This is a genomic window from Nocardia sp. NBC_00403, from assembly GCF_036046055.1.
Classification (GTDB): domain Bacteria; phylum Actinomycetota; class Actinomycetes; order Mycobacteriales; family Mycobacteriaceae; genus Nocardia.
Genome location: NZ_CP107939.1, coordinates 7,272,204 through 7,290,661, shown reverse-complemented (window position 1 = coordinate 7,290,661; position 18,458 = coordinate 7,272,204). Strand labels below are relative to the sequence as shown.

General features: G+C 66.3%; 16 protein-coding genes and 1 riboswitch. Of the genes, 11 read left to right on the top strand and 5 right to left on the bottom strand.

All coding sequences use genetic code 11. The annotated features are described in order from the left end of the window. The first annotated feature begins 34 nt into the window (after window positions 1-34). On the top strand, window positions 35-2,578 hold the full coding sequence (locus tag OHQ90_RS32740; protein WP_328404120.1) for an ATP-binding protein: 2,544 nt from the start codon (window positions 35-37) through the stop codon (window positions 2,576-2,578). Window positions 2,579-2,593: 15 nt separating this feature from the next. On the opposite strand, the gene OHQ90_RS32735 is transcribed toward OHQ90_RS32740, so the two are convergent. The 4 genes from OHQ90_RS32735 to metE form a co-directional block, all read right to left on the bottom strand. Beyond that, window positions 2,594-3,145: a hypothetical protein gene (locus OHQ90_RS32735; protein ID WP_328404118.1), complete on the bottom strand. Its 552-nt coding sequence runs from the start codon at window positions 3,143-3,145 to the stop codon at window positions 2,594-2,596. Window positions 3,146-3,332: 187 nt separating this feature from the next. Beyond that, window positions 3,333-3,692 (bottom strand): hypothetical protein, encoded by a 360-nt coding sequence (locus OHQ90_RS32730; protein ID WP_328404116.1) that lies wholly within the window; start codon window positions 3,690-3,692, stop codon window positions 3,333-3,335. Window positions 3,693-3,763: 71 nt separating this feature from the next. Continuing rightward, entirely contained in the window at window positions 3,764-4,051 is a 288-nt protein-coding gene (locus tag OHQ90_RS32725) for a hypothetical protein (protein ID WP_328404114.1), read from the bottom strand. 565 nt (window positions 4,052-4,616) lie between these two features. Continuing rightward, the gene (gene metE, locus OHQ90_RS32720; RefSeq protein WP_328404112.1) at window positions 4,617-6,884 is read right to left on the bottom strand and encodes a 5-methyltetrahydropteroyltriglutamate--homocysteine S-methyltransferase; all 2,268 of its coding nucleotides are present in this window, start codon (window positions 6,882-6,884) and stop codon (window positions 4,617-4,619) included. A 147-nt stretch (window positions 6,885-7,031) separates the two neighbouring features. Continuing rightward, window positions 7,032-7,261: riboswitch (cobalamin riboswitch) on the bottom strand. A 566-nt stretch (window positions 7,262-7,827) separates the two neighbouring features. Between metE and OHQ90_RS32715 the strand changes: the two genes are divergently transcribed. The 3 genes from OHQ90_RS32715 to coaD are packed head-to-tail and all read left to right on the top strand — an operon-like array spanning window position 7,828 to window position 12,293. Beyond that, window positions 7,828-11,232 (top strand): pyruvate carboxylase, encoded by a 3,405-nt coding sequence (locus tag OHQ90_RS32715; protein ID WP_328404110.1) that lies wholly within the window; start codon window positions 7,828-7,830, stop codon window positions 11,230-11,232. Further along, window positions 11,229-11,804 (top strand): 16S rRNA (guanine(966)-N(2))-methyltransferase RsmD, encoded by a 576-nt coding sequence (rsmD, locus tag OHQ90_RS32710; protein ID WP_328404108.1) that lies wholly within the window; start codon window positions 11,229-11,231, stop codon window positions 11,802-11,804. The genes OHQ90_RS32715 and rsmD overlap by 4 nt, the downstream gene beginning before the upstream one ends. 3 nt (window positions 11,805-11,807) lie before the next feature. Continuing rightward, window positions 11,808-12,293, top strand: a complete 486-nt coding sequence (gene coaD, locus OHQ90_RS32705; protein ID WP_328404105.1) for a pantetheine-phosphate adenylyltransferase — start codon at window positions 11,808-11,810, stop codon at window positions 12,291-12,293. Between the two features lie 83 nt (window positions 12,294-12,376). Here the strand turns inward: coaD and OHQ90_RS32700 are convergent, their stop codons facing one another. Next, entirely contained in the window at window positions 12,377-12,889 is a 513-nt protein-coding gene (locus OHQ90_RS32700) for a GtrA family protein (RefSeq protein WP_328404103.1), read from the bottom strand. Window positions 12,890-13,284: 395 nt separating this feature from the next. Here OHQ90_RS32700 and OHQ90_RS32695 point away from each other — a divergent pair, with 395 nt between their 5' ends. The 7 genes from OHQ90_RS32695 (at window position 13,285) to OHQ90_RS32665 (ending at window position 18,378) form a co-directional block, all read left to right on the top strand. Continuing rightward, on the top strand, window positions 13,285-14,031 hold the full coding sequence (locus OHQ90_RS32695) for a DivIVA domain-containing protein (protein ID WP_328413273.1): 747 nt from the start codon (window positions 13,285-13,287) through the stop codon (window positions 14,029-14,031). Between the two features lie 102 nt (window positions 14,032-14,133). Then, window positions 14,134-14,763: a YceD family protein gene (locus OHQ90_RS32690; RefSeq protein WP_328404101.1), complete on the top strand. Its 630-nt coding sequence runs from the start codon at window positions 14,134-14,136 to the stop codon at window positions 14,761-14,763. 62 nt (window positions 14,764-14,825) lie between these two features. Then, a complete protein-coding gene (gene rpmF, locus OHQ90_RS32685; protein ID WP_014987105.1) occupies window positions 14,826-15,008 on the top strand; it encodes a 50S ribosomal protein L32 in 183 nt (60 codons plus the stop codon). 22 nt (window positions 15,009-15,030) lie between these two features. Continuing rightward, entirely contained in the window at window positions 15,031-15,753 is a 723-nt protein-coding gene (gene rnc / locus OHQ90_RS32680; RefSeq protein ID WP_328404098.1) for a ribonuclease III, read from the top strand. 1 nt (window position 15,754) lies between these two features. Beyond that, entirely contained in the window at window positions 15,755-16,621 is an 867-nt protein-coding gene (gene mutM, locus OHQ90_RS32675; RefSeq protein WP_328404096.1) for a bifunctional DNA-formamidopyrimidine glycosylase/DNA-(apurinic or apyrimidinic site) lyase, read from the top strand. Between the two features lie 111 nt (window positions 16,622-16,732). Beyond that, window positions 16,733-17,314 carry a dihydrofolate reductase family protein gene (locus OHQ90_RS32670; protein ID WP_328404094.1) on the top strand — a complete coding sequence of 194 codons (582 nt, stop codon included), beginning with the start codon at window positions 16,733-16,735 and terminating at the stop codon, window positions 17,312-17,314. Between the two features lie 5 nt (window positions 17,315-17,319). After that, entirely contained in the window at window positions 17,320-18,378 is a 1,059-nt protein-coding gene (locus OHQ90_RS32665) for a PHP domain-containing protein (protein ID WP_328404092.1), read from the top strand. The last annotated feature ends 80 nt before the right edge of the window (window positions 18,379-18,458 follow it).

Sequence of the window (18,458 nt, the reverse complement as noted above, 5' to 3'; positions counted from 1 at the left end):
TACATGTGGCCTCGAAATCGATAGGTGAGCAAGGATGTCTGCAGTGAGACCCGGCGATGAAGTTCCCGCCGCGGCGCATGAGTTCGTCGGCAGGCACACCGAGTTGCAGCGGATCGGCACTCTGCTGGCTTCCGCGACCGCGCGACTCATCACCCTGGCCGGACCAGGTGGAATCGGTAAGACCACGTTGGCGACCGAAGCGCTGCGGCGATTTCGGCCGACGCCCAACCACACGGTCTATTGGACGCGGCTGTCCCGGCTGGCGGCAGGCGCCGATGCGGGCGTCGTGGCCGAAGAAGTGGTGCAGTCGGTCGTGACGGCGGACATTGCCGCAAGGTCGGCCTGGGACGGTCTGGTGGAGACATTCACCGGTGGTCACATCGCGGGCAGCCATCGGACGATATTGGTGCTGGACAACTGCGAGCATGTGCTCGCGGGGGTCGGCCCGTTGATCGTCGGTCTGCTGGAAGCGGTGCCGAGCCTGACCATCATCGCGACCAGCCGGGAACCGGTGGGGTGGATCGACGAGCACATCGTGACAGTCCCCCCGATGTCGTCCGGTCATGCACTCGAGCTGTTCCGGCGGCGTGCGGAGCTGACCGGCCGGCCGATCTCCGACAATCCGGAAGAACTTGCCGTCGCCAGGCAGATCTGCTGGCACGTGGACAACAATCCGCTGTTCATCCGGCTGGCGGCGGCTCGCCTGCTGCATCGGCCGCCCATCATTGTGCTGCGTGAACTCACCGGCGATACCGACGACCGGCGCATGCATTGGTCCAACGCCGCCCGGCTCGGGGCCGAGGAACGGCACCGCAGTGTGCGGGATGTGATCGCCTGGTCCTACGGCCTGTGCACCGCGGGTGAACAACTCTTGCTCGACCGAATGTCGGTGTTCGTGACGGGGTGCGACAGTGACGGTGCCGAACTGCTCGGCAGCGGAGCGGAATCCGAGGCCATCATCGCGGTCTGCGCCGACAAGTCACTACCGACGGAAGAGATCGAGTCGTTGCTCGAACGCCTGGCGGAGCGGTCGTTGGTCTCGGTCCGCATCGAGCCGACCATGGTCCGGTACTACCTCCTGGAAAGCGTCGGGGTATTCGTGCGGGACCGACTGTCCCAACGCGGTGACGGCATGGACGAAGCACGGCTGCTTGCCCGCCATCGGCGCTACTACCGGGACAAAGTCGCCGCGGGCCAGGCCACGTGGTACGGCCCGCACGAAAAGGACTGGCTCGACTGGGCGCGTACCGCGTGGTGCAACATCCTGCTCGGCATCGAAACCAGTCTCGTCGAACCCACAGAGGCCGTCATCGGACTGGAGACCGCCGCCATTCTCATGTCGCTGCGCATTCCGTTCATCACCGGTGCCAACCGCGCCATCGGGGGCATCACCGAACAAGCCCTCGAAGCCATCAGACAGGTCGATCCGCCGCCGACCCAGTTGCGGATCACCGCGACCGCGCTGGTCGGATGGGTGGCAATCTGGCAGGGGCGACATGCCTATACCGCGCAACTGCTGGACGAGTGCGCCGTCGAATGCCTATCCGATCCTGCGCTGCAACAGAACTGGCGCGAGACCGCGCTCGACGATATCGGCTTGCCTGCCCCGGTGGAGTTCACCTGGGGCATAGAGCTGCTGCTCATGCACCTCGACCCGCGGGCCATCGATGTACTGACCCGGGCGAGTAGGAAGTTCGCCGAGGTCGACGATGCGGGCGGGGTGCAGCGCAGCGAACTGTTCGCCGCGCTGTCCTGTGCAAACCTGGGTGACGCCGAGCTAGCGCTCAGCGCCGCGCGGGAGCATCTCGATCGGGCTATCGCCAGCGATTCCCAATGGGCCATCTCCTGGGGGGAGGTGGCGTGGTTGACCGCGGTTTCGCGGCACGGTGATCCGCGCGCTGCGCTGGAAATCGGCCGCGGGGCACTGGAACGTCTGCTGATCTCGGGTGATCGATGGACTGCCGGCTGGATCATCCACTTCAGCATGATGGCGCTGACCTACATTTTGTCCGCCAGGATCGGCGCGCGGGACGGCAGTCGCGCCGAGCTGCGAGCGGCGGCGACCGAAATCGCCTATCTCCAAGGCGGTATCGCCACCTTGCATCGATCGATGGGCATTGCCTCCGAGCGGGTGACGCTGGTGGCTCGTGGGACCGAACACGCGGTCGCGGTGGCGACCTCGATTCTCGGTACGGCGGATTACACGGCGGCCGCCCGCCGTGGCGCGCGTATGCGGCCGGAACACGATGAGTTGCAACGGTTCATGCTCGGCAGGTTCACCATCGAAGAACTGCCCACCGATGTCCCCGCGGCGCGTGCGCCTGCCTCACGCTGGCAGGAGCTCTCGCCCGCGGAACGCGACGTCGCGGTTCTCGCGGCTGCGGGCTGGGCCAACAGCGCGATCGCCGCACGTCGCGGTAGTTCCATTCGAACAGTCGATGCCCAGGTCGTGGCCATCCGTCGCAAACTGATGGCGGCCACCCGCGCGGACATCATGTGGCACGTGCCGGGTGACCTCAGCGAGCGGATCCGGCTCGAATCCGAGCAGCGGCCCGCGAGGTCCCCGGCACGTCCCTGAACGCGGCTCTGGGGTCTAGGTCAGGTTGCCGTCATAGCAGAGGCTCGCGGACCGAGTCGACCGCTGTGGGCCGGTGCCGCCATCGAAGGTCCACATGTTGATCGACTCAGCGGCCTTCCAGTACACGAAGCCGTTTCGGTCTGCCACGACCTGGTACACGTCCTCGGCGCCTTCGATCAGCTGACTGCCGACGCAATAGTCGTTGTACGAGGTGCCCGGCTGACGTGCGCCCGGGCTGAACAGACCGGCAGGGTTCGTGTACGCGCCGGGGTTGTGGACGGTGCTGTGCCCGTTGACCGCATGCCCGCGAACCCAATTGGGGCTGCCGAAGTTATCCGATCGGCAGGTGAAGCTCCAGCCTCCTGCATTCACGGACATGCCCTGGGGGTAGGTGTCGCCCGCCCACCGGCACGGCACGGCGGGCTCGGCCGCGGCGGTTCCCGCGCCGACACCGATGCCGCCAGCCGTCACTGCGGTGATGGCGAGCACGGCTAGTGTCTTCGCCTTCGAAGGGCCCCGATCGGTACACATCGGCGTGGCCTTCTCATGTCCGCTCTTTGTGAACATCGGCTTCTCTCTTTCGTCGTCTGTCCCATCAGCCGACGTCGCTCGGGCTATCCGGGTAGTTCATGCGTCATGCAATGTGCCGCTGAGTAGCGGCACGTTCGCTGGTGGGTGGAGATATCGATAGTCGAGGCCGCAGCATTGACCGCCGCCGGAGTTCGACTCCGTGACGGCGGTCAATGGCATCGGCTTATTTGCAGTACCGCGCCTGGGGCTTGCAGACCTGCCAGCCACCGTTTTCCGAACCCTGAACCTGGTAGGTGCGGGCGTTGTTGGCGGTTTGGTTCTGATTCTGGCGCTGGTGGTATTCGGTGCGGGCGTCCTCTTGCTCGATCTCCCGCAGCGGATTGTTTTCGACGTGGTGGTAACCCATGGGGTCGATGTGATGCGCGCCGGTCGAATCGCCGGAGCTGTAGGAACCGGCACGGCCCGACCCGCCACCGGAATGGTCACCGGGCACTGCGGATGCCATACCTGCACCTGCGGTGGTGATCGCGCCGACGATGGCGGCGCAGGTCAGCAGGCGGCGAGTGTTGATATTGGTGGTCATTGGATTTCTCCATTCGATTTCGAGCTGTAATCAAGCTGGTGAGGTCTGGGTGCTAACTGGCGTTTCGCTGGTCAGTTAGTGAAAATGCCGCAGGAGAGCGGGCCGGGAATGAATTGCGTTCCGCAGTTCTGGCGACGTTTGTTCTCCTCGTCGCGCCTGCGGTGACGGTGCGAATCGCGTCCCGATTTGTCACGTCCGTGGTGGCTGGGGGATTCGGTCCGCACCGTCGAAACGGCCGGGCCGGGCTGGGCTAGAACCTGCGCGGGCATCAGCACCGCAGGGGTCACCACCGTCGCGCTCACGATCAGCAGGCGGAGCAGGGTTTTTGTGGCCCGTCGCTGTGGGTTGGTCCTGGTCATCGTTTGCGTCCTTCACGATCTCTGGATCGCCCGGGATTCCCCGGCTAGCGACTCACTGTCTATCGTGCCGCTATATAACGTCACATTAATCGACGGTCCGATAGATGTCTAGAGGTTTCTGCCGGGAAATCGCAGTTACGAACAGGTTTCCCAGACGTGTCGAGGAGGGGGCGGTGGCCGTCCGGTCGCGGCAATCCGAAACCTGTCGCGAAGAGGGGGAACCTGATCGGGTGCGCGCGCGTCGAAGACAGCAAAGGCGATTCGAGGTGTTTCGATCGTGCGAGGAGGGGTTGCACATGGAGCGTTGCCCGGGATGCCATACCGCGTGGCGGCGTGGGATCGGCGCAAAGTCGCGGTTGCGGCCGGTACTGCGAGCCGGAGAACTGTGTGAGCGCTACGCGGCGCGTCGGCGGCGGCAATGGCCGGGGCCCGAATCGGGCTGAGGCCATGGGTAATTCGGTACGGCTATTTCTTCTTCTGGTCCTTACTCCCTCCGGAGTTCCGGAGGGAGTAAGGAATTCAGTGCGAACGCATTATTGCGAACGCATCAGATACGCCGTATAGATCAGCGGACGGCGGCCGCGGCGGCGACCATATTGCGCAGCGACGCTTCGACCTCGACCGGTCCCCTGGTCTTCAATCCGCAGTCCGGATTAACCCAGAGTCGTTCGGCTGGAACAGCTTTCAATGCCGCACGCAGGGCGGTGGTGATCTCGTCGACGCTCGGTACCCGCGGCGAGTGGATGTCGTAGACGCCGGGGCCGACACCGAGGTCGAAGCCCGCGGCGTTGAGATCGTCGAGCACCTCCATGTGGGAACGGGCCGCCTCGATCGACGTCACGTCGGCGTCGAGGCCGGCGATCGCATCGATGACTTCACCGAACTCCGAATAGCAGAGATGGGTGTGGATCTGGGTCGAATCCGAGACGCCCGAGGTCGCCAGCCGGAAAGCCTGCACCGACCAGTCGAGGTAGGCCGGCTGATCGGCGGCCCGCAGCGGCAGCAGCTCCCGCAGCGCGGGTTCGTCGACCTGGACGATGCGGATACCTGCGGACTGCAGGTCCACCGTCTCGTCCCGGATCGCCAGCGCCACTTGACGTGCCGAGTCGGCAAGCGATTGGTCGTCACGCACGAAAGACCAGGCCAGGATCGTCACCGGGCCGGTGAGCATGCCCTTGACCGGCTTGTCGGTGAGTGATTGGGCGTAGGTGATCCAGTCGACGGTCATCGGAGCGCGGCGTGCCACATCGCCGTAGAGGATCGGCGGCCGCACGCAGCGGGTGCCGTAGGACTGCACCCATCCCGCCTCGGTGGCGGCGAATCCGTCCAACTGTTCGGCGAAGTACTGCACCATGTCGTTGCGCTCGGGCTCGCCATGCACGAGCACGTCCAACCCCAGCTTCTCTTGCAGCGCAATGACATCCGCGATCTCCGCCTGCATCCTGCGGACATACTCCGCCTGATCGATCTCGCCGGTGCGCAGCGCCGCCCGGGCCAGCCGGATCGCGGAGGTCTGCGGATAGGAGCCGATCGTGGTGGTCGGCAGCGACGGCAACTGCAACCGTTCGGCTTGCAATACTCGACGTTGCTCGGCGGCCGCGCGCCGGACGGCGTCCGGGCCGAGCGCGGTCAGCCTGGCACGCACCTGCGGATTGGCGAGCCGGGGATCGGCTCGACGTGTCTCCAGTGCCGCGCGGACCGTGTCCAACTCGGCGGCGATGGCCTGCGGGCCCTCGTTCAGCGCGGTGGCGAGCACCCGCACCTCGGCGACCTTTTCCGCACCGAAGGCCAGCCACGACCGCAGCTGCTCGTCCAAGCCGGTTTCGGTGTCGAGGGTGTAGGGCACATGCAGCAGCGAGCAGGAGCTCGACACTGCTACCGTCGCCGTGGATCCCAGCAGGGTGCCGAGGGTGGCCAGCGCCCGATCAAGGTCGGTTCGCCAGACATTGCGGCCGTCGACCACACCGGCGACCAGCAGCTTGTCCGCCAGTGCCGGTACCGCGACCACCTCTGAGAGATCGGTCGGTACCGTGAAATCGAGTGCGATGCCCTCGATCTCGGTGCCTGCCAGTGCGGCGAGCGCGACGCCCGGCTTACCGAAGTAGGTGGCCACCAGGATCGCCGGACGGTCCTGTGCCGCCGATAGCTCCGCGTAAGTGGTGCGTACCAGTTCGATTTCGTCAACGGTCAGATCGGTGACCGTGATGGGCTCGTCGAGCTGCACCCACTCGGCTCCCGCCGCGGCCAGCAGCCGCAGCAGCTCACGGTAGAGCGGAACGAGCTCGCCGAGGCGATCCAGCGCCGCGCCGCCGGCTGTCTTGGCCAGCTTCAGGAAGGTGATCGGGCCGACGACGACCGGCCGTGCGCGCGTCCCCAGGGCGAGGGCCTCGTGCAGTTGCTCGAGCAGCTGCTCGGGATGCAGCGCGAATGCGGTGTCCGCACCGATTTCCGGCACCAGGTAGTGGTAGTTGGTGTCGAACCACTTGGTCATCTCCAGCGGCTCGACCGTGTCGGTGCCGCGTGCGGCGGCGAAATAGCGATCCAGCGGATCGGCGATGCCTGCCACCCGCGGCGGCAGGGCGCCGAGCAGCGCGGCGGTGTCGAGCACCTGGTCGTAGTAAGAGAACGTCCCGACGGGAATCGAGTCGAGCCCGGCGGCCTGTAGTTCGGTGAGTTGGGTACGCCGCAGGTCGCGGGCGACGGTGTGCAGCTGCTCGGCGTCGATGCGCCCGGCCCAATAGGACTCGGTGGCGCGCTTGAGCTCACGGTGCGGCCCCACCCGCGGCAGGCCGAGAACCGTTGCGGTGAACGGTGTGTGATGTGAAACAGTCACGATGTTTCTCCAGTGCTGAGTTGAGAGCCAGACGCCCTACGAGCACACGGAAACCAAGTGACATGCCGGAGAAACCGACAGGAGAGCCCGACACGTCGCACTGGTGGTCCGCGCGCCCAATCCACGAGGCGGTGGCCGCCGGATACGGCGTATCCGGCACGGCTGGCAGGTCTTCGGACTTGCAGACACGGGCCTTCTGGCCGACCCCGGCCTGCGCCGGGGCTCACCTACTGGCCGTCGCTTCCCAAGTCGAGGGGCAGATCGCCCGTTGAACTCAGTGCCTGTGACGGCGGTCGTTCCTGCATACCGCTGCGGGACAGTCCCGGATTCTCACCGGGTTCCCTCTTCACCCGCGCACCCGACATTCGGGTGCACGAGCTTCGACTCCGGCACGCGACGTCGGGGCTCCATCTCGTCTGCGTACCAGCGAACCAGCTGCACCAACCAGCATAGGGCAGCGGTCCCCGATGAACCGCACCTCACTTGACTGCGACCCGTCAGCGAGCGCACAGCGAAGGCGGCGCCAAGGCCCACGGTAGCCATCATTTCTCTACTCTCACCCGCCCCGCCCCGTGTGACAGCCGGACACCCACCATCCTGGAGCCCGGTTGCGACAAAGGGTGCGGCTCCCGACAGGGGTGCGGCTGCCATCGAGATCGGGCGGCGGCAGGTGGGAGGGCGGGGGTTGATGGGTTCGAGAACGTCCCCTCCGCCAGACTTCACACCGGAAGCCGTGCGCTGCCTGCCTGAGCTGCAGAAGAGGACTGGTGGTGGCTTTCGGTGTGCGGACTGGCGGTGGATGGTTGTCGGGCTTTGCGGCCGGGCTGCCAAAATGAACGCAGCATTACCGCAACTTCGCAGGGTCGCTAGGTGGCGTTGTGAAGATTCCTGCGAAGTGGCCTTCCGTGTCAAAAGCATCTTCGGGGCCGGGTACCTTAGGTCAATGTTCTCGAAAGTCTTGGTCGCCAACCGTGGCGAAATCGCGATCCGGGCCTTCCGCGCGGCCTATGAGCTCGGCATCGGAACCGTCGCGGTTTTCCCGTACGAGGACCGCAATTCGGTCCACCGGTTGAAGGCGGCCGAGTCTTACCAGATCGGTGAAGAGGGCCACCCGGTCCGGGCGTATCTCTCCATCGACGCCATTATCGAGGCCGCCAAGTCGGCGGGCGCCGACGCGATCTATCCCGGCTACGGCTTCCTGTCCGAGAACCCCGACCTGGCCGCTGCCTGTGCGCGCGAGGGCATCACCTTCATCGGTCCTTCGGCGGAGGTGCTCGAGCTGGCGGGCAACAAGGCGCGCGCCATCGCGGCGGCGAAGGCGGCCGGGCTGCCGGTGCTGCGCTCCAGTGAGCCGTCGGCGGACGTCGAGGCGCTGGTCGAGGCTTCCGAGCAGCTGGACTACCCGATCTTCGTGAAGGCCGTCGCCGGTGGCGGTGGTCGCGGCATGCGCCGCGTCGCCGCCCCCGAGTACCTGCGTGAGTCGATCGAGGCGGCATCGCGGGAGGCCGAGTCGGCCTTCGGTGATCCGACGGTGTTCCTCGAGCAGGCCGTGGTGAATCCGCGTCACATCGAGGTGCAGATCCTCGCCGACCAGCACGGCAACGTGATGCACTTGTTCGAGCGGGACTGTTCGCTGCAGCGGCGGCACCAGAAGGTGATCGAGCTCGCGCCCGCGCCGAACCTGGATCCCGTACTGCGCGAAAAGATCTGCGCCGACGCGGTCGCCTTCGCTCGGCAGATCGGCTACAGCTGCGCGGGCACTGTCGAGTTCTTGCTCGACGAGCGCGGCCATCACGTCTTCATCGAAATGAACCCGCGTATTCAGGTCGAACACACGGTGACCGAGGAGATCACCGATGTGGACCTGGTGCAGTCGCAGCTGCGTATCGCGGCGGGGGAGACCCTCGAGCAGCTCGGTCTGAGTCAGGAGACCGTGCAGATCCGCGGCGCGGCACTGCAGTGCCGTATCACCACCGAGGACCCGGCCAACGGTTTCCGTCCGGACACCGGCCGCATCACCGCCTACCGCACCCCCGGTGGCGCAGGAATTCGCCTGGACGGCGGCGCGAACCTGGGCGCAGAGGTCGGCGCCTACTTCGACTCCATGCTGGTGAAGCTCACCTGTCGAGGCCGCGATTTCGAGACCGCGATCGCGCGGGCTCGCCGTGCGGTGGCGGAGTTCCGAATCCGTGGCGTGGCAACCAACATTCCGTTCCTGCAGGCGGTGCTCGACGATCCCGATTTCCGTGCGGGCCGGGTCACCACCTCGTTCATCGAGGAACGCCCGCAGCTGCTCACGCTGCGCGGGTCGGCCGACCGCGGCACCAAGATCCTCACCTATCTGGCCGATGTCACCGTGAACAAGCCGCACGGCGAGCGACCGACGACGGTGTATCCGCATGACAAGCTGCCCGCGCTCGATATGACGGCGGCGCCGCCTCCGGGTTCCCGGCAGCGGCTGCTGAGCCTCGGTCCCGAGGGTTTCGCGCGGGCGCTGCGCGAACAGAAGGCCGTCGGTGTCACCGACACCACCTTCCGCGACGCGCACCAGTCGTTGCTGGCCACCCGGGTTCGGACCAATGGCCTGCTTGCCGTCGCGGGACATGTCGCGCGGATGACACCCGAGTTGCTCTCCATCGAGGCCTGGGGCGGCGCTACTTATGATGTGGCGCTCCGCTTCCTGTACGAGGATCCATGGGAGCGGCTGGCCGCACTACGCGAGGCCGTGCCCAATATCTGCCTGCAAATGCTGCTGCGTGGCCGCAACACCGTCGGCTACACGCCCTACCCCGAGCGAGTGACTCGCGCATTCGTGTCCGAGGCCACCGCGACCGGCATCGATATCTTCCGCATCTTCGACGCGCTAAACAATGTCGACCAGATGCGCCCCGCCATCGATGCGGTGCGCGAAACCGGTACCGCCATCGCGGAAGTCGCGATGAGCTACACCGGTGACCTGTCCAACCCGGACGAGACCATCTACACCCTCGACTATTACCTCAAACTCGCCGAGCAGATCGTGGACGCGGGCGCACATGTCCTCGCCATCAAGGACATGGCAGGTCTACTGCGCGCCCCCGCTGCCGCCACCCTGGTGACCGCGCTGCGCCGTAACTTCGATCTGCCGGTGCACGTGCACACCCATGACACCCCCGGCGGGCAGTTGGCCACCTATCTCGCCGCCTGGCAGGCGGGCGCCGACGCGGTCGACGGCGCCAGCGCCGCCATGGCGGGCACCACCAGCCAGCCCGCGCTGTCGGCGATCGTCGCCGCCGCCGCGCACAGTGAGTACGACACCGGTCTGAACCTGCAGAATGTCTGCGATCTGGAGCCGTTCTGGGAGGCACTGCGAAAGGTGTACGCGCCCTTCGAGTCCGGGCTCCCCGCCCCGACCGGTCGCGTCTACACCCACGAGATCCCCGGCGGTCAGTTGTCGAACCTGCGTCAGCAGGCCATCGCGCTCGGGCTCGGTGACCGGTTCGAAGAGGTCGAAGCGAAGTATGCGGCGGCAGATCGGCTGCTCGGTCGTCTGGTGAAGGTGACTCCTTCGTCGAAGGTGGTCGGCGACCTTGCCCTCGCCCTCGTCGGCACCGACGTCGACATCGACGACTTCGCGACCGACCCGGGCCGCTACGACATTCCCGATTCGGTCATCGGCTTCCTGCGTGGGGAACTGGGCACCCCGGCAGGCGGCTGGCCGGAGCCTTTCCGCAGCAGGGCGCTGGCAGGTCGGGGACCCGCGAAACCGGAGACCCCGCTGACGGCCCAGGACGAGGCCGGGCTCGCCGGTTCGTCGGAGGAGCGCAGGGACACGCTGAACCGGCTGTTGTTCCCCGGCCCCACGGCCGAATTCCTCGCGCACCGCGAGCAGTACGGCGACACCTCCGGCTTGTCGGCCAACCAGTTCTTCTACGGCCTGCGCCGCGGCGACGAGCATCGGGTGCAGTTGGAGAAGGGCGTGACCCTGCTCATCGGTCTGGAGGCCATCTCCGAGCCCGACGAGCGCGGTATGCGCACAGTGATGTGCATCCTCAACGGTCAATTGCGTCCTGTCGCGGTCCGTGACAGGTCCATCGCCAGCGAGATCCCGGCCGCGGAGAAGGCGGACAAGACCAATTCGGGCCATATCGCCGCTCCGTTCGCGGGTGTGGTGACTCTGGCTGTGTCGGAAGGTGATTCGATCGGCGCGGGTGACACCATCGGCACCATCGAGGCGATGAAGATGGAGGCCGCGATCACCGCGCCGCGTGCAGGCACGGTCGGGCGGGTCGCGATCGGCCGGGTGCAGCAGGTCGAGGGCGGCGATCTGCTGGTCGAGTTGGGCGTGCGCGAGTCAGCGGGCGAATGACACGGATCGTTGCGGGAACAGCGGGCGGGCGGCGGCTACGGGTGCCGCCCGCAGGCACAAGGCCTACCTCGGACCGGGTGCGTGAGGCGCTGTTCAGCGCGCTGGAGGCGCGGATGGACTTCGACGGCGTGCGCGTGCTCGATCTCTACGCGGGTTCGGGCGCGCTCGGCCTCGAGGCGCTGTCGCGTGGCGCCCGGCACGCGCTGCTGATCGAGTCCGACCGCAAGGCTGCTGCGATCGTGCGCGGCAATATTGCCGATCTCGGCTTGCCCGGCGCGGAACTGCGCGTCGGCGCGGTCACGGCCGTCTTGGCGCACGCCGGCGCCGGTGACTACGACCTCGCGCTGTCCGATCCGCCGTATGACGTGGACACCGCCGCGGTGACCGATGATGTCCGTGCCCTCGCCGAGCGCGGCTGGCTCGCGCCCGGCGCGCTCGTCGTGGTGGAACGCTCCATCCGCTCGCCCGAGATCGATTGGCCCGCAGGGTATTTCCCGGCGAAGGCGCGCAAGTACGGCGAGACCAGGATCGAGCTCGCGGAATTCGTCGGCCGCCCGCCTGCTAGCGTTTGAGCTATGGCAGGAGCGTTGTGCCCGGGCTCGTTCGACCCGGTGACCAATGGACACATCGACGTCTTCAACCGGGCCTCGGCCCAGTTCGACGAGGTCGTGGTGACCGTCATGATCAACAAGAGCAAGAAGGGCATGTTCAGCGTCGAGGAACGCATGGAGATGCTGCGCGAGGCCACTGCCCACCTGCCCAACATTCGGGTGGAGTCGTGGTACGGCCTGCTTGTCGATTTCGCGCGGGGGCAGGGCATCACCGCGATCGTCAAGGGCCTGCGCGACGCGGGTGACTTCGGCTACGAGCTGCAGATGGCACAGATGAACAAGAAGCTCTCCGGAGTCGACACCTTCTTCATCGCCACCAACCCGTTGTTCAGCTTCCTGTCCAGCTCCTTGGTCAAGGAGGTGGCGGCCTTCGGTGGTGATGTCACCGACATGCTTCCGCCTTCGGTCCACAAGCGTCTCCTGGATCGCCTCGCCGAGCAGCGCAGCTAGACAGTTACCCCGAAACGCAAATCCGCCCCGGCGCCAGAAATCTTGGCGCCGGGGCGGATGTGTTCGGGCTGATATCGAAGGTCTCAGAAGACCAGGCCACGCAGGGCCAGGAAGCGCATTCCGCCGACGACCGCCGTGATTCCGAGGATTGCGGCGGCTTCTGCGGCTCCGCCGATGCCGGGTGTCCAGACATCGAGGGCGGCCAGCCCCGCCGTGGTGATGCCGAGGCCGATCAGCGCCAGGCCGCCACCTTCCCACTGTGCGGTGAACCAGCCGACCCGGCCGGACGCGTGGAAGGTGAGCTGGCGGTGCAGCTCGTTGGCGATGATGGTGCTGACGATCGACCCGACCACGTTGGCGATCAGGGGACCGATGCCGTGCATCGCGAAGAACAGCAGGACGTAGGCGATATTGCTCGATCCGCCGACCAGTGCGAAACGGATCAGCTGGGCGAAGGGGCGGTCGCCGCGCAGGTACTGCATGAGCTGTTCGAACCGGGGGGCAACCGACGCTGCCGACCGCAGCACCGGGTACGGGCCAGCCCAGGGGGTGTAGATGCTGGCGACCGTCGGTCGCGGGATTTCCAGAACAGTCATTGTCTTTCCGATCGAACAGAGCCTTTGGTGGGGACAACAGCGATGGTCATCGCTTTCCTTCCCGCCGAGGTCTCGAGCAAGTTCCTTGGTTACTGCGTGTTCAGTATGTACTGAACAGTTGGAACTTATCAATCGTCGGCTTCTGGGTGTCCACCCTTCGGCGTCCTCCTGTCCCACTGTCCCGGTGGGGGCCTGGGATTCGCTTATGAAGATCTTGTGCCGACCTTCTGGATAAATGTAACACCAAGTGGAGGTAGATCCTCCACTTGATTTTGTGGCGTGCGAGACACTGGCACGACACACCGGAGGGTGACTCGGCACTTACGGTGACGAGGGGCACACTGGGCCTCGGTGAGAAAGTTCGCCGTAGTCCGCAGGAGAGTGGGGTAGTGAGCATGTATCGCGTATTCGAAGCACTCGACGAGCTGGTCGCCATCGTCGAGGAGGCGCGCGGCATCCCGCCGACTCGCAGCTGCATTGTGCCGCGTGGTGATGTGCTCGAGCTGCTCGACGACGTGCGTGACGCGTTGCCCGGCGAACTCGACGACGCCCAGGACGTGCTCGACCATCGCGACAAGATCGTCTCGGATGCCCGCTCGGCCGCCGAGACGACGGTGACAAGCGCCGATGAGCAGGCCCGTGCGACCGTCGAATCCGCGCGCGAGGAGGCCGATCGGATCCTCGCCGACGCCAAGGCGCATGCCGATCGCATGGTGGCCGAGGCGAGCGCGCACGCCGATCATCTGGTGAACACCGCGCAGGCCGAGGCCGACCGCGTCGTCGCCGACGGCAATGCCGAATTCGAGGCCGTCACCGGCCGGGCCCGCACGGAATCCGAGCGCATGGCCGAGGCGGGCCAGGCCTCCTATGACCGCTCGGTCGCGGAGGGGCAGGCCGAGCGGGATCGCCTTGTCGCACAGACCGAGGTGGTGCGGGCCGCGCACGCCGAGTCGGCGCGCGTGATCGACGCGGCGCACGCCGAGGCCGACCGCATGCGCGACGAGTGTGACCACTACGTCGACAGCAAGCTCGCCGAATTCGAGGAGGCCCTCGACAGCACCCTGCGTATCGTCGGTCGTGGTCGCCACCAGCTGCGCTCCGGCGCGGGTGCGCCGGACTATGCGGGGGAATATCGCCGCTAGCCGCCTACCGGCTGGGACGGCGGTGGCGTTTTGGGCTTCGGGTGACCCCTCGCGTATTGTGGTGTGGTTGCCCATTTCCTTCGAACGTGAGTGAGTTTCGTGATGTCCGCCGGTTCCGGTTCTGCCTCGCGTCCCCATGCGGCTGCGCGCCGCAATCCGGACGCGTTCTTTGTGCTGGACACTCGCAGCCTGGGCCGTCGCCCGGGAACGATGCAGGAGTTCCATCGCATCGTCACCACGAAGGATCGAATCGGGCTGGACCTGATCGCCATACCCGCGGGTTCCGATGTCGAACTCGACCTGCAACTGCAAGCGGTGTCCGAGGGTGTGCTGGTCACCGGAACGGTGGCGGCGTCGACGGCGGGGGAGTGCACGCGCTGCCTGGAACCGTTCACCGGTGAGGTGGAGCTCAACCTGACCGAGCTGTTCGCCTACCCGGACAGCGCGACCGAGCAGACCACCGAGGACGACGAGATCCACCGTCTGATCGACGACACTATCGACCTGGAACCGGTGATCATCGACGCCATCGGTCTCGAGCTTCCGTTGCAGCCGTTGTGCTCTCCGGACTGCGCGGGACTGTGCCCGGAATGCGGTGTACGGATGGCGATTGCGGGTTCCGGCCATGGGCATGAGATACTTGACCCTCGCTGGGCCGGGTTGGCGAAGTTCGCCACCGAGTCGCCCGGCAGTGGCAGCCCCGATTCGGGTGCCGCCGACCCCGATCATTAAGACCCGGATCAGCAAGACCGATCTGTGAACTGGCAAGCAATAAGACAAGAGGAGAAGTAGTCGTGGCCGTTCCCAAGCGCCGGATGTCCCGTTCCAACACCAGGTCGCGGCGCAGTCAGTGGAAGGCCACCGCGCCGACCCTGATCACGTGCCCGAACCGTGCCTGCGGCGAGAAGACGCTGCCGCACATCGCGTGCCCCTCCTGCGGCACGTACAAGGGCCGCCAGGTCACCGCTGCTGTCTGATCGTTCGACCTGTCGTATCGACGTGACCGTCAGTAAGGACGAACCGGGCCCCTCCGGTGATCATGACCGGCTGCTCGCCGCGCTCGGCGTCGGCGTGCAGCCGGATTTGTTGCGCCTCGCGCTGACCCACCGGTCCTACGCCTATGAAAACGGTGGGCTGCCGACCAATGAGCGCTTGGAATTCCTCGGCGACTCGGTCCTCGGCCTGAGCATCACCGAGCGGCTGTACCACGAGCACCCGGACAAGTCCGAGGGCGAACTGGCAAAGCTGCGGGCGAGCGTGGTGAACATGCACGCACTCGCCGAGGTGGCGCGTGGACTGGGCGAAGGCGGCCTCGGCGTGCACTTGCTGCTGGGTAAGGGCGAAGAGCTCACCGGCGGTCGGGACAAGCCGAGTATTCTCGCCGACGGCATGGAGTCGCTGCTCGGAGCGGTGCATCTCGAGCACGGCATCGATGTGGCGCGTGAGGTAGTGCTGCGGCTGTTCGCCGACCTGCTCGAGCGCGGTCCCCGAATGGGGGCGGGCCTCGACTGGAAGACCAGCCTGCAGGAGCTCACCGCCGAACGCGGCCTCGGTGTACCCAGCTACGAGATCACTTCGACGGGCCCCGACCACGACAAGGAATTCACCGCGACCACGGTGATCGGCGGCCGCCCGTACGGTTCCGGCATCGGCCGATCCAAGAAGGAAGCGGAGCAGAAGGCTGCGGGCGCCGCCTACCAGGCACTGACCGCCGAAGCCTGACGTGCCCGAACTCCCCGAGGTCGAGGTTGTCCGGCGTGGACTGGCCGAGCATGTGGTCGGCCATGTCGTCGAATCGGTGACGGTGACCCACCCCCGATCGGTGCGCAGGCACCTCGAGGGCGCCGCCGATCTGGCTGCCAGGATGACCGGGCTGCGCGTGGCCGCGGCGGAGCGCCGCGGCAAGTACCTGTGGCTCACCTTCGACGATCCCGACACCGCATTGGTCGTGCACCTGGGGATGAGCGGGCAGATGCTGGTGCAGCCCGCCGATACTCCGGTGGAGAAACACGCCCACATCCTCGCCACCCTCGACGACGGCACCCAGTTGCGCTTCGTCGATCAACGGACCTTCGGCGGCTGGGCCCTCGCACCGCTGGTCACAGTCGAGGGCACGCTGCTGCCCGAGCCCGTTGCGCACATCGCTCGCGACCCGCTGGATCCGCTCTTCGACTCCGAGTCCGTGGTGTCCACGCTGCGCACCAAAGACAGCGAGATCAAACGCCTGCTGCTCGACCAATCCGTGGTTTCCGGTATCGGCAACATCTATGCCGACGAGTCCCTGTGGCGAGCCAAAATACATGGCAACCGGTCGGCCTCCGGACTGACCAGACCCGCCCTGCGCACCCTGCTGGCCGAGGTCGGCGTCGTGATGGGCGAGGCGCTCGCCGCGGGCGGCACCTCGTTCGACGCGTTGTATGTGAACGTGAACGGTCAATCCGGCTACTTCGAGCGCTCGCTGGCCGTTTATGGCCGCGAGGACGAACCCTGCCGCCGCTGCGGCGCGGCGATCCGTCGTGAGCGTTTCATGAACCGCTCGTCCTATTCCTGCCCACGCTGCCAGCCGAAGCCTCGCCCCCGGACACACTAGCGAGCTACCGTTCTTCTAGGCGGTTCGGGAGTCACGCCGACCGTGGAGGAAGGACATATGCGCAAGCCTGTACCCCATGCATCGTCACACCCTGTCGAGGAGTGCTGATTCATGCGCAAGCTCACCTACTACGTCGCATCGACCATCGATGGATTCATCGCCACCGAGGACGGCTCGGTCGATTTCTTCCCGGTGGGAGGTGATCACGGCCCGGCGATCACCGCGCAGTACCCGGAAACGCTGCCGACGAAGGTGCGGGAGGCCCTTGGCATCGACAAGCACAACCACTACTTCGATACGGTGCTGATGGGACGCAAGACCCACGACTTCGGTGTCAGGACCGGGACCTCGACCCCGTATGCGCATCTGCGGCAGTTCGTGGTGTCGACGACGTTGCCGGAGAGTCCCGATCCCGCGGTGGAGCTGATCTCCGCCGACCCGCTGGCGAAGGTGCGTGAGCTCAAGCGCGAGGACGGGCTCGGGATCTGGCTGTGCGGCGGTGGTGAGCTCGCCCAGGTGCTGCTGCCGGAGATCGACCAGATCTTCCTCAAGCTGTATCCGATCGTGCTCGGCCGGGGCCGGTCGCTGTTCGGTTCCGGTCCGCGGCTGCCCGATGCGGCCAGGTTCCGGATGATCACCAGCCGGGTGTTCGAGGACGGGGTGGCCTTCATGAAGTACAGCAGGATTCACTAACCGCTGTGGCAGACCATTATCCGATCGCTGAATCGGACCCGAGTGGTGTGCCGGGTCCGGTGGAGGCGCTGCGCGAGATCGGCTTCTGGCTGGAACGTTCGCGGTCGGAGACACATCGAGTGAAGGCCTACCGGCGCGCCGCCGACATTGTGGCGGAGCTGCCTTCCGATGAAGTGTCCTCGCATCGGGCAGCACACAGCTGGCGTGACATCGCCGGTATCGGACCGAAGACCGCAGCCGTGATCGAGCAGGCGTGTTCTGGTGCGATACCGCAGTATCTGCTCGATCTGCGTGCGGCCGCGCAGCCCATCGGTGTGCCGGGCAAGCCGCTGCGGGCCCGGTTGCGCGGCGATCTGCACACCCATTCCGACTGGTCCGACGGTGGCAGCCCGATCGCAGAGATGATGGGCGTCGCGGCGGCCCTCGGCCACGAATACTGCGCGCTCACCGACCATTCGCCGCGGCTGACCGTCGCCAACGGACTCTCGGTGAGCCGGTTACGTCGCCAGCTGGATGTCATCGCGGAATTGAACGAGCAGCTGGCACCGTTTCGTATCCTCACCGGCATCGAGGTGGATATCCTCGACGACGGCGCCCTCGACCAGGACGCCGATCTGCTCGCCGAGCTCGATATCGTTGTCGCCAGCGTGCATTCGCATCTGCGCGCCGACAGCGAGACGATGACCAAGCGGATGGTCTATGCCGTGGCCAACCCCAATGTCGACGTGCTCGGGCACTGCACAGGCCGACTCGTCGAGGGGGCCCGCGGCACCCGTCCCGAGTCGAGGTTCGACGCGGAAGTCGTGTTCGAGGCCTGCCGTCACTACGGCACCGCCGTCGAGATCAACAGCCGCCCCGAGCGCCGCGACCCGCCGTCCCAGCTGATCCGGCTCGCGGTCGAGATGGGTTGTGAGTTTTCCATCGACACCGATGCACACGCGCCGGGCCAATTGGACTGGCAGGGCTACGGCTGCGAGCGAGCGGTCGCGAATGGCGTTGCGGCGGAACGAGTTATCAATACGTGGCCGTTGGCCGACCTGCTGGCCTGGACCAAGTCGGCGTGACGCCTGGCTGCGTTTGCGCCGCTGCCCGCAGCGCGATCCCGGCGCGGTAGATCGGCTCGATCGCGGCACCCTGACCATGC